Here is a 15944-nt window from a genome sequence, read left to right on the forward strand (position 1 = left end):
AAGTTTTTCGCTTAACAGCAGATAAGAATAAATGACAAAAAAGTTACTACGGTCATGTGGTGTAGCGCCCAATAAAAAACGGGCTTAGCGTGTTTGCACTAAGCCCGTTTTTAGCTGTTAGATTAAAGAAGCTTAGCGATGTCCTTTACTTAATTCGTACAAACGGTTTGATAACTCGGATGACGAATGACTCACTCTGGCTAACTCGGTGGCATCTTTTGAGTTGAGATCATTACTCACCCGTATGCTTTCAGCCAGTTGATTTATTTCACTCGATACACTCGATTGTTCACTGGCCGCTACAGCAATTTGTGAGGTACTGAGGCCAATTCCGGTAAATACCTCAATAATTTCTTTAAAACCCGCGAGTACTTTTTCAGTTCGTTTTAAAGACTCAACCGACATGGTTTGTGAGCTTACAATTACCTCTACACCTTTTGCCGCAGATGTTTGAAGCTGCGCTATCATACCTTCTATTTTACTTGCCGACTCTTGTGAACGACCAGCTAAAGTGCGCACCTCATCTGCAACCACAGCAAACCCCCGACCCTGTTCACCGGCCCTTGCCGCTTCTATTGCAGCATTTAACGCTAACAAATTGGTTTGCTCTGAAATACTTTTTATCACATCAAGCATTGCACCCATTTGTTGCGCATCGGTCGCTAAACGATTAATAATATCGGCCGTTTGTTGCAAAACCTCAGACAAAGCTTGATTCGCTTTGCTGTTTTCGGTTACATCTTCCATCCGTCGATGCACCAAGTTTTGTGTTTCATCTACAGATTCAGAGGTCGCCTTAGTATTTTGTGCAACTTCTGATGCACTGGCCGACATTTCAGTAATAGCGGCAGCTAACATGTTGTTTTCTGTTAACTGTGACTCAGCGCGCTGTTTCAACATCGATGACATCTCGTTTAATTGTTTGGCACGTACTTGAGATTCTGTCGCTTCTTCGGCAATTTGGCCTAACAAACCATTTAAATGCTCACCGTATTGATTAACCGCTTCTTTTAATTTACCAATTTCATCAAGTCGCTCAATGTGGAGTTTTGCGGTACTTCCGCCACTGATCAGCATACGAATTTGCTCCGTGGTTTCATTCACCCACCCCATTACTTTATTAGCATTAAAAATCAAAATGGCTACAAACACTAAAATCATTGGGATCAAGGTGGCATATAAACTAAAGCTCAAATTGTTTACGGGTTCTTCAATAACCGCTTCAGGCAGTACAATACCAATTTTCATCTCTTGTTCTGGCATATCTAATAAGGCCAAAAAAGACGCGCTGTCTTTAACAACACCCTCTGGTAATTCACTAATTGTTTCACCGCTCTTAATTGCATCTAATAAAGGTTTTAAGCTTTTATCTTTTGTCACTACATCATCAAGCTTTAACATATCGATAGAGGTAGCACGGATATTTGGAAAACTGATAATTTGCTCTTCTTGGCCTAATAAAAAACTAAAACCGCCAGAATCTTGATTTTGACGTTCAAATAGTTTGTCTAACCCTGCCAACTTTAAATCAACTGTAGCCACGCCCCAAAAACGGCCATCGCGTTTAATCGGCACAGTACAGGTAACCATTGCTGTGCCACTTGTTGTATCTTCATAAGCTTGTGACCAAGAACATTGACCTGATTGAAGACTACGTCCAACGGTGTACCACGTTTCATTATGATAGCCTGCACCACCGGCCTGATTGTAATCATCAATTTTGTCTAATTTACCCGAACTGTTGCGTGCCCAAAAAAACGACTTTCTTTCAACGCCATTACTAAACATATTCGGCTCAGGCCAAATGCCGCCACCGGAAATATTGGCATTACCGAAATGGTCGATAATAGTTGGGAATATTTGGTTAAATTCGGTTTCTTGCAGAGGTAAGTTTTGCGCAAGTGCGGCTAAGTTTTGAGTGACCACAGCGCCTTTACTCAACTCAGTTCTAACTTCATTGGCGCTTGCCAATACCCTAAGCAACTCTTTATTCTCGACTTCTTTTTGCATGAGTGGCAAAGCAAGGGATTGCATCACAACATAAATGAGTACTATCGCGGTAAATAATAAGCCAGCACTAAGAAAGCTCGCTTTACTCGATATCAATAACACCTTTTTTTCCATCGTTATAGCCTCAATCTTGGAGTAACGTAGCAGTGGGTTACGCGTAACAAATCGTTTATTTAAAAAGGCTTAAAAGAATTAAATTAAGCCCAGTTTTATCATTATCGGCAGCAGTTGGTTTTTTATGATAAAAAACACACAAAAACAACGTCAACTAGGCCTAGTTATTTAATAAATTATGTTTAAACATATAAAAGCGTAGTTCATGTTGACGTCAACGAAAGTAATTATTGAATTAACCTTAAGTTTGTTTAGTGGATGTCGCGGGTTTTAGTTTAGATAAATAAATCAATTGCTTGATGCTATGTTAAGGTTTTCTATCTAGCACTTTTGGCATAAAACCCAAACTATTGTGATGTGCAAAACACATTTTCGAGTTAAAAATTGAAAGTTCTTATTGCAGAGTTTCGTGACTTTTTATCACTTTGTACCAAAATAATTGCCAACAATAGATTTTGCCTTATTACTTTATTTTAGGTAGCCCACTTAAAGGCCCTTACATTAAAGCTACATTTTTTAAAGCTAAATGTGGCGTAGCGCACAGATAACCCAAACAGCTAACTGCACTCTGTAATAAAACAAGCCACCTTTAAAAAATTGTACCTTCATTCAACGGTGCAGTGTTTTTTATCAGGGTTTTTTATTAGGGTTTTTTAGCTGCGTTTTGAGTGCAGCTTTTAAACCACAACCATACACACACCCAAGCGCTCAGCACATTAAATTAGAAGTGACAACATGAACAAATTAATACGATTTTGGTTCGACTTACGTGCAAGCTTTTGGTTTTTACCCTCTTTGATGGTGTCGCTCAGTATCGCTTTAGCACTTGTATTAATTGCAATAGATTCGGCCCATTTTAGCCAGCACCTTAAACAATGGCCAAGAATGTTTGGGGTCGGAGCCGAAGGCGCACGCCAAATGCTCGGCACTTTAGCTGGTTCAATGATGACAGTAATGGGAATAAGCTTTTCGATGACATTGCTGGCGCTAGTGCAAGCATCAACTCAATATACCTCTCGGGTACTGCGAACTTTTATGCGCAGCCGAGTAACCCAAACCACTTTGGGGGTGTTTGCTAGTATTTTTGTGTATTGCCTAATTGTGCTGCGCACCATTCGCGGCACTGCCGGAGTTGATGAATTTGTGCTATTTATTGCCTTTATCATGTCTCTCGTTGGCGTGGCAGTGCTGATTTATTTTATTCATCACATTGCCTCGTCAATTCAAGCATCAAGCATAATCGCCTTGGTTGCTAAAGAAACGTATGCAGCAATCGATGTGCTTTTACCGCACACACTATGCCCAACACTTGGCAAACAGCACAATCTAGCAGTGATTTTGGCCGAACACGATAAAAGAAGCTGGTATCCCATTGCGGCACATAAGAGTGGCTATATTCAAAGCATTAATCATGCTGAACTGCTCAAACTAGCAGAAGACAACAAAACCATAGTAAAAATGGAGCATGCCATTGGTGCATTTGCAGTAAAAGATACCGCACTGGTTTCACTTGCTCTCACCTTTGCACCAACACAAAAAACCATTGCTGCATTTAATCAAGCGTACAGCATTAGCCGCCATCGCACCGTAGCGCAAGATCCTGCTTTTGGGATCAGGCAAATTGTAGATATCGCCTTAAAAGCGCTCTCGCCTGGCGTAAACGATACCTCAACCGCAGTGATGTGTATCGATTATTTAACCTCAATTATGGCGCGGCTAGTAAATAGGCAATTTCCACCACGCTATAGATACGAGCAGCAAACATTACGCGTAGTCGCAATTGAGCCTAGTTTTGAAGGGTTATTAGTCGAAGCGTTTGAACAAATTCGAACAAACGCCATCACCAATGTCGCAATATTAGCGCGATTACTCAGCGCACTTGAGACCATTGGCAGCCTAACTACCACACCCAGCCAATTTCATGCCCTGAATGAACAATTACATTGCCTAGATGAACTAATAGAGCGCAACATAAAATCAAGCCACGATAGCACTTGGCTCAAAAACCGCTTAACCGCAGTGGCCAAAACCCTAAAGCCACATTAATAGCTTAAGGGTTTGTTAAAATTTAAATTAAATAAAACAAAACCTTAAAGTTACTCTTCATTGTTACCATAATAACGACTAAGGCTTTTTTCATCTTCACGATTAAAAGGAACTGCGGGGTCATACACAGGTGCATCTTTAATTTGCTGCTGAGTTAAACCAACATACATTTTTGCGTAAGGCCAACTCACTTCGCTAATCCATGTTGGCGCAATTAAAACCAAATGCCCTAACCACCAATTGCTGGTATTAATAATTAAATAGCGAATAGCCCATGTATCAATATCAATTAACATGCCCTGCACATGGCCTAAATCTCCGTCTTTTGCTTCAAGGTGATAATCAATCACCGCATGGTGGCTGCGTAAATGCCTATCTTGTTCTTGTATTAAAGCAGTGTCGACACGGGCAAACTCATCGACTTCAAATTCAGCCTCATCGGGCTGAGGCGCAATGCTCGAATAACCCGGCGCAATCATGTAAGGGCTTGAATACACGCCCCAAAGCCCCATGTTGCCCCAATACGACGGGTAAGAATAATAACCTAAGTAATCAATTTCGGCTTGACGAGAAATAGGCCTATCGGTATCCATATCGGGGCTGTTTTTAACCTGATCTTTCGTAATTGAAAGCTCAATGGTTGTACCAATCCAGTCTAAATCTTTAATTGAAATAGGTGAAATAAGCACTTTTTTACTCATCAACCAAAGGCCAGCCTCAACCACTAAATACCGAATAACCCACTGTTTATCATCAAAATAAAAATCTTTTACATGGCCAATATCGCCATCGGTTGCGCCAATAGTAAAATTTTATAAATCACTAAGCGGATGTAACATGATGTACACTCCTAATTGAATAAAATGGGGCGCTAACTCATTGCTGAAGATGTAAAACACCTCACTTAACCAACAGATTAATTGCGGTATTTACTCACAGAGAATTAAAAAAAGAAGAATAAACCAACCTAAGTGCTGGATAAAATATTTACCAACATATTGAATTAAATGTAAATATCTAAGCTATTTATCTCAAGCCAGAGATAAATTAATGACCAGTATTGAGGTTAACCCGCACTCTAGAAAGCTAATGAAAGCCTAAACCATATTGAAGATTGATTCTGTGCGTTGTCGCACGCAAAAAACCAGCGCTTAACAACATAAACACATCTGCATGAAATTTCACGACTAAAAAGCAACTAGCAACCCAGCTGATTTTTAAACCTTAATTTAAAGGTTTCAACAGGGGTCAGTTTTTGGTCACTGCTTTACCTGCACAAGATGCCGTTTGTAGTCTGCTTTAGTGGTTGCTTGCACCACATTTTGTATTTTTTGATTAAATACCGCGAGCTGATTAGCAGTAAAAACAAAAGCCTGATGGTTAGCCTTCTTATTAGTGATATAAGTAGTTAATGACATTAAATGCACCACATTACTTGGCATGGTCGTTTTAAATTCTGCACTATCATTAAATACCACAACAGACTCAACACCCGACAGCACGCCCAATAACCGATGCACAGCCAAACAGTGTTTATAATTTTGCCGTAATGGGTTCATAAACGATGTTTTTTTACGATAAATTTGCTGAGTCCATTTAGCTTGTTTTTCACTACCAAAAATCCAGCCAGAGTAATTTTTACTTTCAATGACAAACACACCAAACGCAGACACCACTAAATGATCAATCTCAGTCAATTGGCCATTTTCAACTTCAAGCAACAGGTTTTTATAAAGGGTGTAATCGCCAGTTTGGCATAATTGAGCAAGCTGCGCATTCACACGCCGTTCACCTATCCAACCACGAATAGCCGCCCTATCGCACCCCAACAGCGCCAAAATCATCAAGAGCAAAGCAAATACAAACGGTAGCAGCACCAGCAAAACTAGATAACTTGGCAAAGCGTGCCAAATTGACTGCACCATTCCAACGGGTTTAGGCGCACTTATTGGTACAAGTGTTAAAGAGCTCGATTGCAAATCTGGCGCTATCACATGCTTGCCCACAGGCCGATTTGAAAAACCACTGTTATTAGAAATATCTTGAGAAGATACATTACTCACAGGTACATTATTTACAGTATCATACCGCGAATTAATAAGCTTATTATCAATCACTTGAGTAACGGCATCCGGCACAACCGCCGTCGGATTGCATAACCTACGATAATCTTTTTTTGCCGACTGATACGCCAGCGATTCTGGCACATGAGCATAATCATTCATTTGGTGCTGCAACAATAAACAAACAGCGGGCACAGTTTGTTTATTGGCTGTCGCAAAAAGCACAGTACTTATAAAAAGTAAGCAAAGAGATAAAATCCATTTCATTTTTTATTTCTACTTATTAAAAACAACTTACTTAAAAAATTAATTGTATGAAATATGTTGCTTCTCTAAAAATTAAAGGCGTACAACTTTGATATTTTTAAAGCCAAAATCAGTATTATTTGTTCTAAACCCAAGCTTTAAAATCTGATCATACTTAAGCGGCACGTTATAAAAAATAATATTGATGTCAGCCTCAACACCCTGCGGTAAATCTATTTGACCATAACGCATTTCTTGTCCAGCTATCAGTGCATCATAATCCTTAAAAATAGCACCATCCTGCATAACTAATTTCCATTGACCAGTATTAACTTCTGCCTGACCTCGTTTATTGATGACTTTAATATTGCAAGAAACCGTATCACCTTGCCTATCACAAATACGATGGGAAAACTCAATTCCTCTGTGATAAAGGCTCCCTTTTTCTAATGTGGTCTTTGGCACACCATCGCTTAGATTTGGGTCATAATATTCTCGGCCCATAATAAAGAAAACAAATGAACTGATAGTGTAAATAAAGAAGCTAGCAGCAAAAAATAAATACCTGTTTTTCATATAACTATAAACATATAAACCAACTGAAAAAACAGTAACAAGCAAAGCAATAAAAATAAGTACGTATTCAGGGCGCCAAAGACTATAAAAATAAATTAAGGGATCAGGTACAAAGTACTGCAACATAGCCCAAGAAAAGCCTATCAAAAGGGTGATTACACCAAAAAATCGGGTAATTAAATTGTTTGATTTTTTTTGTTCTGTCATGAAACCTATCTCTTTTTAGATTATAAATTGGCTTTATACTTAGTTAATTTAATGTTTTTAAATTTTCTGAGGCTAATACTCGTTTTATAGCTGCTGATTGTGGAATTTTTTGTATAACAAGGTTTTGTTCATTTGCGGTAATGTACGCGACTTCATCAACACGTTTATATATTTGATAACCTCTTAAAATAACCTTGCCATCTATAATTATCTCACTACAAATTGACCATCCAGGTTCTCCTGAAATTGTGGCTTTACAGCCGAACTCACCTAATTGAGTGATTATCTCAGCCGCTGATTTTTTACCCACATTTATCGAAGCGAGTGAGAGTGAAGTTAAGGCTGCAAATACTAAAAAAATGTAAGCCATGGTATTAAAAAAATCAGCCACTTTATTAGCTGTTTTTTTACTTGATAAATTCACATGTTTTTTTATTGATTCGTTATTTGAAAGCATACCAGCTAAGACACCAGCTAAAATACCAAAAAATATTATGTACCACATGGATATTAAAGCAAAAAGCATTGATTTTAATAACTCAGGAATGATCCGAAAGGATGAAAAAAAACCGACTAAAGTCGTAATTTCATAGCTAGATTGTGTCGAATTAATGCCAAAACCATTGTCGATTCCAATGGAATAACACAATCCAATCACAAAGAAAACAGCTGTCAAAGCTGTAATAATCTTTGCCATTAAAACAAAATAACTATCTATATTGTGAAAATTATCAGAGTCCATTGATATATCATCCATTTTAGAAAAAAAACATGCTCTTTATACACCATATCAATCTTCCTTACCATCTGATATATTTACAAAAAATGGATTTACGGTAGTAAACGTTGTTATGGAACAGATTGGTATTTATGAGCAGTTAATCACGCAGGTAGTTGAATCGCGACTTGATAAACAGCGCTTTTATATTGGTGAAAGGCAACTCGAAAGTACCGAAGCTGCAACATGGCTTTCGCGCTTTTTAAGTAAACTGATTGCTCATGCCATTGACGCTATACCAAACTCAGATGATCGCTTACAGCTTCAAATTAACCTTGCTAATAGTTTGGTACTTTGGCTAAAAAATCACATTAAAGATGATGCGCTCATTAGCGAAAACCTCATTGATAGCCAAGGCCGAATACTTACCGCCCTCTTTAATACCGAAAATCCAATCGCAGCCAATTTAGAACAATATTCAAAAGATATTTATCCGCTGACGGGCTTATCGCAAAGTGAATTGTTTAGCGGTGCCAATGCGGGCATTTCACTTGAAACCGAACTCAAACGCGAAATTAAATCAGCCGATACTATTTACTGGTTAGTGTCATTTATAAAGTGGACTGGGCTGCGCATTTTTAAAAATGAGCTTGAAGCCTTTACCCGAAGTGGTAAAAAACTCAAAGTCATTACCACTTCGTACATGGGCGCAACCGATGCCAAAGCAGTCGAGTTTTTAGCAAGCCTTCCAAATACCGAAGTCAAACTGAGCTATAACAATCAACAAGAACGCTTGCACGCAAAATCATACTTATTTTTACGCAATACGGGTTTTGATACTGGCTATATTGGTTCGTCTAATTTATCACATTCAGCACTGACTAGCGGGCTTGAGTGGAACTTAAAAATAACCGCACAAGAAATCCCGCATATTATTAAAAAAACCAAAAGTACCTTCGAAACCTACTGGCAATCAAAAGACTTTGAACGCTTTACAGGCCAAGTAGCATGTAAAGAAAAGCTGATTAACTCACTGAATGAACAACGCGGTAGCGGCCAATTTACCAATCAGTTTTATTTTGATATCACGCCCAAAACTCACCAGCTAACCATTTTAGAAAAACTTAGTGTTGAGCGCACCGTGCATCAACGCTTTAAAAACTTAGTGGTGGCCGCAACGGGCACAGGTAAAACAATTATATCGGCGTTTGACTTTAAAACCGTTTACGACGCCAAACCAAATGCCCAATTTTTGTTTGTAGCTCACCGCGAAGAAATTCTCAAACAAGCGCAAAGTGCCTATCGCGGTGTGCTTAAAAACAATCAATTTGGTGAACTCTGGGTCGGTAACTACAAACCCCAGAGTTACAATCAATTGTTTGCATCTATTCAAACGCTCAACAGTCAACTCGACACCCTAAATTTAAGCAGTGATTATTACGATTACATAGTTATAGATGAAGTACATCACGTTAGTGCCGCCAGTTATCGTATGGTGCTCAACTACTTTACGCCACAGATTTTACTCGGCTTAACCGCCACGCCAGAGCGCCAAGATGGCGCCAATATTTTAGATGATTTTTGTGGCGTGATTGCCGCTGAAATTCGCTTACCTGAGGCAATTAATCAACGCCATTTATGCCCGTTTCAATACTTTGGCCTTGATGATGATATCGATTTAAGCAAAGTCACTTGGCGCGGCGGCCGTTACGATATTAGCGAGCTCAGTAACCTTTATACTGGCGAAAACAACCGTGCAAACAAAATTATATCGAGCCTTGCCGATATAGTGACTAATGTTCACGATATTAAAGCGTTGGCATTTTGCGTCAGCCAAGATCACGCCGAATTTATGGCTGCCAAGTTTAATCTCAAAGGCATAAATGCCGATGTACTGACCAGCAAAAACACGAATGAGCGAGCACAAAAACAACAAGCACTTCGCCAAGGCAAAATAAACATACTCTGCGTAGTCGATATTTTTAACGAAGGGGTCGATATTCCAGAAGTCGATACCCTATTGTTTTTAAGGCCAACCGAAAGTCTAACGCTGTTTTTACAGCAACTCGGCCGTGGCTTACGCTTGCCAGATAATAGCCAAAAACAATGCTGTACTGTGCTCGATTTTGTCGGTAACGCGCGGCCAGAGTACGACTTTGCCAGTAAATTTCGCGCACTCATTGGTAAAAGCAATCAGCCAATAAAAACCGAAATCGAAAACAACTTCCCGCATTTACCGCTAGGTTGCCGAATTGAATTGCAAGAACGTACACAACAAACAATTCTAAAAAATATTCAACATGCAATAAACAGCAAACGCCGTTTGCAACAGCTGATCAATCATTATTCGCAACATAGTGACCAAACGCTGACTTTGAGTAACTTTTTACACATTAACCCACAAGTCACACTTGAAGATATTTATAAACCCAGCGATAAAAGCCTTGGTGGTTGGCATTGGCTCAAAGGCAATGCCATAACTGCCAATGAAAAAGAGATTTACAGCGCCTATTACCGCGCAATCAATACACAATTACTCAGCTGTAACTCAATCAGCTACTTGCGCTTTTTACGTGATTTATGTACCAACGACTTTAGCTTTAGCGATACACCACTGAATCAACAATTTGCCTTAATGGCCCATTACAACTTTTGGGATAACAGCGGCAAAAAACTTGGCTTTAACACACTCGAACAGAGCTTAACAGCACTTAAACATAGCGCATTACAGCAAGAACTCAGCGAAGTTATCACGCTATTAATTAACCGTATTCAGCAACACGAAACCGATTTAAGCAGCTTGCCAAACCATGCGATTAAATTGCATAGCCGCTACAGCCGCCAACAAATACTGGCTGCGTTTGGTGCCCATTCGTTTGACAAAAAATCATCTGCCCGCGAAGGCGTATTAGAGCTTAAAAGCCAAAACATCGAACTTATGTTTGTGACTTTGAATAAATGCGAAAAAACCTATTCACCCACCACGCTGTATCACGACTTTGCCCTCAGCCCCACCCTGTTCCATTGGCAAACGCAAAACACTGCGAGGCCAGATAGCGGAAAAGGTTTAGGATATATTCAACATCAACAAACATGTAAAACCATGCTGTTATTCGTGCGCGAACAGGGTAAAGACGAAAACGGCCGAACTATGGGGTTTGTAAACTACGGCGAGGTTAAATACCAAAGCCATAATTCAAGTCAACCAATGAATATCACATGGGAATTAAAAAGCCCCATGCCAAACGAAATGTGGCATGAGGCTGGGAAGTTGGCAGTTGGGTGATTGGAAAAATTCATTCGGTACAAAAAGTTAAATTTTTGTACCCCAACTATATGAAATACAGTAACTAAATTTAAAGGCTCTCAAGTGAGAATATTTCAAAACGTTAAAAATTGGCTGATAAAACACCTTCCTGTAGAAGCGGATATTGCACTACATGAAAACAGCTCATTCCATAAATGGGTAGGTTATCCACTACTACTAATATTCACACTCATTATTTTCATTACCTTTGATCTTTACCAAAAAGGGATATACAGCTTAAATAAAGATCTACTCATAACTACAAAAACCCTAAGTGATTTTGTTAAATTTTACGCATTCCCAATAACAGCTTTAACAGTACCTTTATCACTAGTTGTTATGTTTAACCGGTTTCATTCATCAAAGCAAAAAGCCAAAAGCAACCGTTTGATTGAACAAAATAATCTTGTTAATAACTACTTTTCACACTTCAGTAACTTTAATAGTTATACTGGTACCCTTGAAGTTAAATATAAGTCAGTAGGACTTAAACTATCAGCTCAACGACTGTATCGTATACTATTTCAAAATTGTAACCTTATGAAGTTCGACGCGACAGTACAAAAAGATTGTATTGACATTATTATTCACTCAGCTTTTGTTGAACTTGAGAAGTATAGAAATCATATCGTTATTAATAGCCACTATACTGTTGATAAAGAAGTTATCGAGGGTGTTGAGTTACTTTGGTCAACTCGAAAAGACTCTCAAATTTATAAATATTTGGAAGAATTAAAATTAATAATCATAGATCTGATTAATTTTCAAGGAATTATAAATAGTAAAGAAATTGAAAAGTACTTTTATACGGAATATGAAAAAAGTTGGAAAAAAACTTTATAACTGACAACCTTTCTGTTGATTAATATAAATTAAAATGAGCAAAACAATCAAGAGCAATTACAATGTTTCCTATTTTTATAATGATATTTACAAAATAGAAAACATTGTAAGCAATAATGATTTAAATATAGCCAATTATAATTTGGTAATAATTTTTCGTGGCAAACGTTTAGTAACAAAACTGCTAGTTTCTAAACCAGCAATAGATACTGCATAATTATCATCATTTTCATCAAAAGACGCAACAATGATACTTTGCAAGCCTTTAGTTGTAGATAAAGTTTTAAGTAACTGGTTTACACTTTTTGTACTCATAGAATGCTGAGCTGGTTCATCGAATAAGATTAAACTGGGATGATTACCGCCAGCTTTAGCTGATGTTTTATACAAAGCAATTAAATACGACCAAATAAGTCTTACAAAATCACTAGCAGAAGAGTCCGACTTTATATCAGTATTACTGGCAGAATTTTTATCTTTTAACTCAGATGGCGTATCAACTTGCTCTCTTAATTCTAAATCCTTCAAATAAGGAAGTAGGGTTTGAGGTTTAACTTCAATCTCATCAACTACAGCACTACGATAGCCAAACGTTCTTGCTAATATCTTAAATTCATAGGAAAAATCTCTAATTTTATACATATCATCAGGAGAGAAACTCGACTTTGATAATTCTAAAATAGAAGCATTGAGCTCTTTGTATTTGGCTGATAATTTAACCAAACTTTGAAGACTTTTTTCTAGCATTTCTTCAAGCTTATTTAGTTCTTCTAGACGATTTTCAATATTTATTTTTCGTCTGATATCTGCTTCTTTAATATTTGTAGTTGATTTTATATCACGTTTTAAGGAAGTAAGTTCTTTACTGGTTTTTACTAATTCTTTATTTATAGTTAAGAGCTGCCCTTGATCCCTTTCAATATTTTTATTCAACCCTCCCAGTAGAGAACTAATCATTTTTTTTTGATTACTTAAATGAACAATATTCTCTTGGAGCGACATTGGCATTGCCATACTATCAGGTGATATTAAGATATCATCAATAGGATTTAAACATGTGTGGCACTTACCTTTAACAAAATCTAGATCGGTTTCATCAGCACCAAATTTCACTAATTTTTCGGTTAACTTATTAGACCTCAAATCATCTTCTATGCTCGTCAAGTTCTCAATATACTGACTACGTTGAGACTCATTTATCTTAATTTGGCTGGAGCACATACTTTGCATGGTTAACAATTCATCAACCCTATTCTGAACTAATTCAATTTCCTTTATCAAGTCTGATGACTCTCCTGAAAATTGAGATGCTTCATTTTGAATTATTACTTGCATTCCATTTTGTAAGCCTTTCTTTACTAGTTCAAATGATTGAGCCTCTGCTCCGTTCCTTTCTGTAATAAAAACTAATCTAGGGTCAAAATCTATAGATGGTGTTTTACTCAAGCCAGATACAGATAAATACTTACTCTCTGTTGATATTTTAACTTCACTAACTAACTCAGACCATAAGGTCATAACTTTTGAACGTTTGGATTGCAGCTCATTTAAATCCTTTGCATTCCTAAAAACATCTAAGTCTAGTAAAAATCCCGCAACCTTCTCTCTCATAGCGCTTATTCCATAATATGGAATATTAGCGATATAATCAGTCCAACCACGCTTTTGTTCAACTAAAATAGCTGAAAAAACAGATTGCAAATAAAGCTTTGCTTCTTTGCCTTTATTATCAGATATTCTTGGTAAATTTAATCCTAAGAACTTCTCTAAATATGCAAAAAAACCTTTCTCCTCATCTTGAGCTGATCCTCCATCATGCAAAAATGTATATCTACTTTTTAGAGTATTCATAGAGGGGTTAGTTAAATATGCTCCCTCAATTATCTGTACTAATTTAGTATCCACTTCGCTAGATTTTATAGCACGCTTTAAAGTAATGACTTTACCTAATTGGTTCTCTAACTCTAAATAAACGGTGGAGCCGATTATGCTCTTATTATCACCGTTCAGATCAAATCTATCTTTGAGCGCATAGGGTAATGATGCATTTCCTTTAGAGCCTATAATCTCCTCCATACCAAGTGAGTAAATTAGAGAATTTACGAGTGTACTTTTACCCGATGAGTTATCTCCACGAATAATGTTCAGCCCTGAGCTAAACGGGATTCGGTATCCATATTCTTGATTGTCTGTAGCCGTCAAAGTTACAAATAACTGATTAAATTTCATCATTCCACCTTTTAGCTGTCTGCTGTACCATCGTCTCTGTTATTTTTTTATTTATGATTTTTAAATCATTCGTTTCATTATCAAATAATTCAAGCAGCCCAGCGCCAGCAATGAAAGTTTCAGCCTTCTCAGTTAATTGATATGAACCATTTGATTTTCTAGATAGTAGGTTTTCTGCAGTAGCAAAACTGAGAGCCATATTTAATGAAGGATCAATTCCCCAAACACCTAGTAATAGCTCTTTCTTTTCTGAGGAAATTTTAAGCGCTTTCAATCGTTCAGGTTCTAGCATCGCCCAATTGAATAAATGAAGTTTGAGTAAACTTCCTTTATTCCCACTACAACAAATTTTAAGAATTAGAAGGATTTTTCCAATTTTGTACATAGGCCTTAATTCAGGAATCACCGATGATTTTTTCCGGTTAAACATGAGCTTACTCATTATTCAATCCTCATAGGGCACTCAGCGATCCATTTAGCCACCATATGCTTTGTAATAGATACTAAGTCTTCATGCTCAATCTTAGAAATATGACAGCAATTATTGAATCGAGCTATTAATTTTTCTTCTACTTTTGTAATAAGTTTCTGCGGGCTATCTTCCCAAGTAATAGACAACTCCTCTACTTCACTTTCAAAGTTATTAACTAGCTTTGCTATACGTTCATACAGCTCTTGTGACTGATTAAAAATACGTCTTAATATCTCGTACCCATCTAAATAGTTTTTTTTAGTCAACTCATTTAGTATGACGTGGTTCTTAGGTTTATAAATCTCATTAATAACACTTCGAATTTTATTTTTTTCGCAGATATTATCATCGTACTCAGTCGTTAATTCAGGTTCTGTTATTTTTTCACCTGTGCTGTTGGAAAAACAGAGTTGTTCACCACCAATCATTTGAAGCTGTCTTATATCATGAATATAGAAATTAAGATCTTTTATCAAAATTTGAAAATCGTCCGAAATAAATTCAAGCTTTTTTTCTTTGACATTCTTTTCTTGAATACGTGCATGAGCATGAATCTCATGCTTAGCTATTCTTGGAGTGATAAATATCCACTGCCGGATTATACAATCTCCTAAATGCTTCACTAACTCTTTTTCATTTATAGAAAGCTTGCCTATGTCCTTAGTTATTTTATCTCTCTGCTTTTGATAAAGCGTTTTAGTATCATAATCTTCATTAGGGCAATAACATTGAATAGCGATGCCATCCAATAGCACAACCCCTTCAATACCAAGATCTCCTGGTGAAGCAATCATTTCTTGATAAGTGTCATGTTTTTTCTTAAAAACTAACTGAATAAGACTTTCCCAGCTATTTCCATCTAATGGACCGATATCAGTTTGAATCATATGCTCCAAGCTCTCTAATTAATTGCAAAAAATTATTCCTTAACTTCCCCATGATCACACACGAAAGATATAAATTGATGAGTAATCACTTGCATGGCGGAATTTTGTTCCCCATAAATTCCAAGTACCTAAATCCCTTTAGGCAATTTAAGTCACGGTGATTACGTTCACATCAATTTTTAACTTGAGGACACAGTGTGATCCTCGGGTGCGCCGTGGGATTCCA

General features: G+C 37.4%; 11 protein-coding genes. 3 read left to right on the top strand and 8 right to left on the bottom strand.

The annotated features are described in order from the left end of the window. Positions 1 to 132: 132 nt before the first annotated feature. On the bottom strand, positions 133 to 2124 hold the full coding sequence (locus tag PTUN_RS09385; RefSeq protein ID WP_009840010.1) for a methyl-accepting chemotaxis protein: 1992 nt from the start codon (positions 2122 to 2124) through the stop codon (positions 133 to 135). Between the two features lie 735 nt (positions 2125 to 2859). Here PTUN_RS09385 and PTUN_RS09390 point away from each other — a divergent pair. After that, positions 2860 to 4170, top strand: a complete 1311-nt coding sequence (locus tag PTUN_RS09390; protein WP_009840011.1) for a DUF2254 domain-containing protein — start codon at positions 2860 to 2862, stop codon at positions 4168 to 4170. Between the two features lie 50 nt (positions 4171 to 4220). Here the strand turns inward: PTUN_RS09390 and PTUN_RS09395 are convergent, their stop codons facing one another. The 4 genes from PTUN_RS09395 to PTUN_RS09410 all read right to left on the bottom strand — a co-directional run bounded on the left by PTUN_RS09395 (position 4221) and on the right by PTUN_RS09410 (position 8004). Further along, complete coding sequence (locus PTUN_RS09395) at positions 4221 to 4973, bottom strand: PRC-barrel domain-containing protein (RefSeq protein ID WP_332306593.1); 753 nt, start codon at positions 4971 to 4973, stop codon at positions 4221 to 4223. Positions 4974 to 5429: 456 nt separating this feature from the next. After that, positions 5430 to 6500 (bottom strand): nuclease-related domain-containing protein, encoded by a 1071-nt coding sequence (locus tag PTUN_RS09400; protein WP_009840013.1) that lies wholly within the window; start codon positions 6498 to 6500, stop codon positions 5430 to 5432. A gap of 72 nt (positions 6501 to 6572) precedes the next feature. Next, entirely contained in the window at positions 6573 to 7262 is a 690-nt protein-coding gene (locus PTUN_RS09405) for a hypothetical protein (protein ID WP_009840014.1), read from the bottom strand. A gap of 43 nt (positions 7263 to 7305) precedes the next feature. Continuing rightward, entirely contained in the window at positions 7306 to 8004 is a 699-nt protein-coding gene (locus tag PTUN_RS09410) for a hypothetical protein (protein ID WP_040644148.1), read from the bottom strand. 109 nt (positions 8005 to 8113) lie between these two features. On the opposite strand from PTUN_RS09410, the gene PTUN_RS09415 reads away from it, so the two are divergent. Both PTUN_RS09415 and PTUN_RS09420 read left to right on the top strand, forming a co-directional pair. Next, positions 8114 to 11266 carry a DUF3427 domain-containing protein gene (locus PTUN_RS09415; RefSeq protein ID WP_009840016.1) on the top strand — a complete coding sequence of 1051 codons (3153 nt, stop codon included), beginning with the start codon at positions 8114 to 8116 and terminating at the stop codon, positions 11264 to 11266. 84 nt (positions 11267 to 11350) lie between these two features. Further along, the gene (locus tag PTUN_RS09420) at positions 11351 to 12130 is read left to right on the top strand and encodes a hypothetical protein (RefSeq protein ID WP_009840017.1); all 780 of its coding nucleotides are present in this window, start codon (positions 11351 to 11353) and stop codon (positions 12128 to 12130) included. 135 nt (positions 12131 to 12265) lie between these two features. Here PTUN_RS09420 and PTUN_RS09425 read toward each other — a convergent pair whose 3' ends face one another. From PTUN_RS09425 to PTUN_RS09435, 3 genes are read right to left on the bottom strand one after another with little or no spacing between them, the layout of a single operon-like run. Then, on the bottom strand, positions 12266 to 14362 hold the full coding sequence (locus PTUN_RS09425; protein WP_009840018.1) for a P-loop NTPase family protein: 2097 nt from the start codon (positions 14360 to 14362) through the stop codon (positions 12266 to 12268). Then, positions 14349 to 14801: a hypothetical protein gene (locus PTUN_RS09430; protein ID WP_009840019.1), complete on the bottom strand. Its 453-nt coding sequence runs from the start codon at positions 14799 to 14801 to the stop codon at positions 14349 to 14351. Before PTUN_RS09430 ends, PTUN_RS09425 begins: the two co-directional genes overlap by 14 nt. Then, complete coding sequence (locus tag PTUN_RS09435; protein ID WP_009840020.1) at positions 14801 to 15718, bottom strand: hypothetical protein; 918 nt, start codon at positions 15716 to 15718, stop codon at positions 14801 to 14803. Before PTUN_RS09435 ends, PTUN_RS09430 begins: the two co-directional genes overlap by 1 nt. Between the last annotated feature and the right edge of the window lie 226 nt (positions 15719 to 15944).

The sequence above is a fragment of the Pseudoalteromonas tunicata genome (assembly GCF_002310815.1).
GTDB lineage: Bacteria > Pseudomonadota > Gammaproteobacteria > Enterobacterales > Alteromonadaceae > Pseudoalteromonas > Pseudoalteromonas tunicata.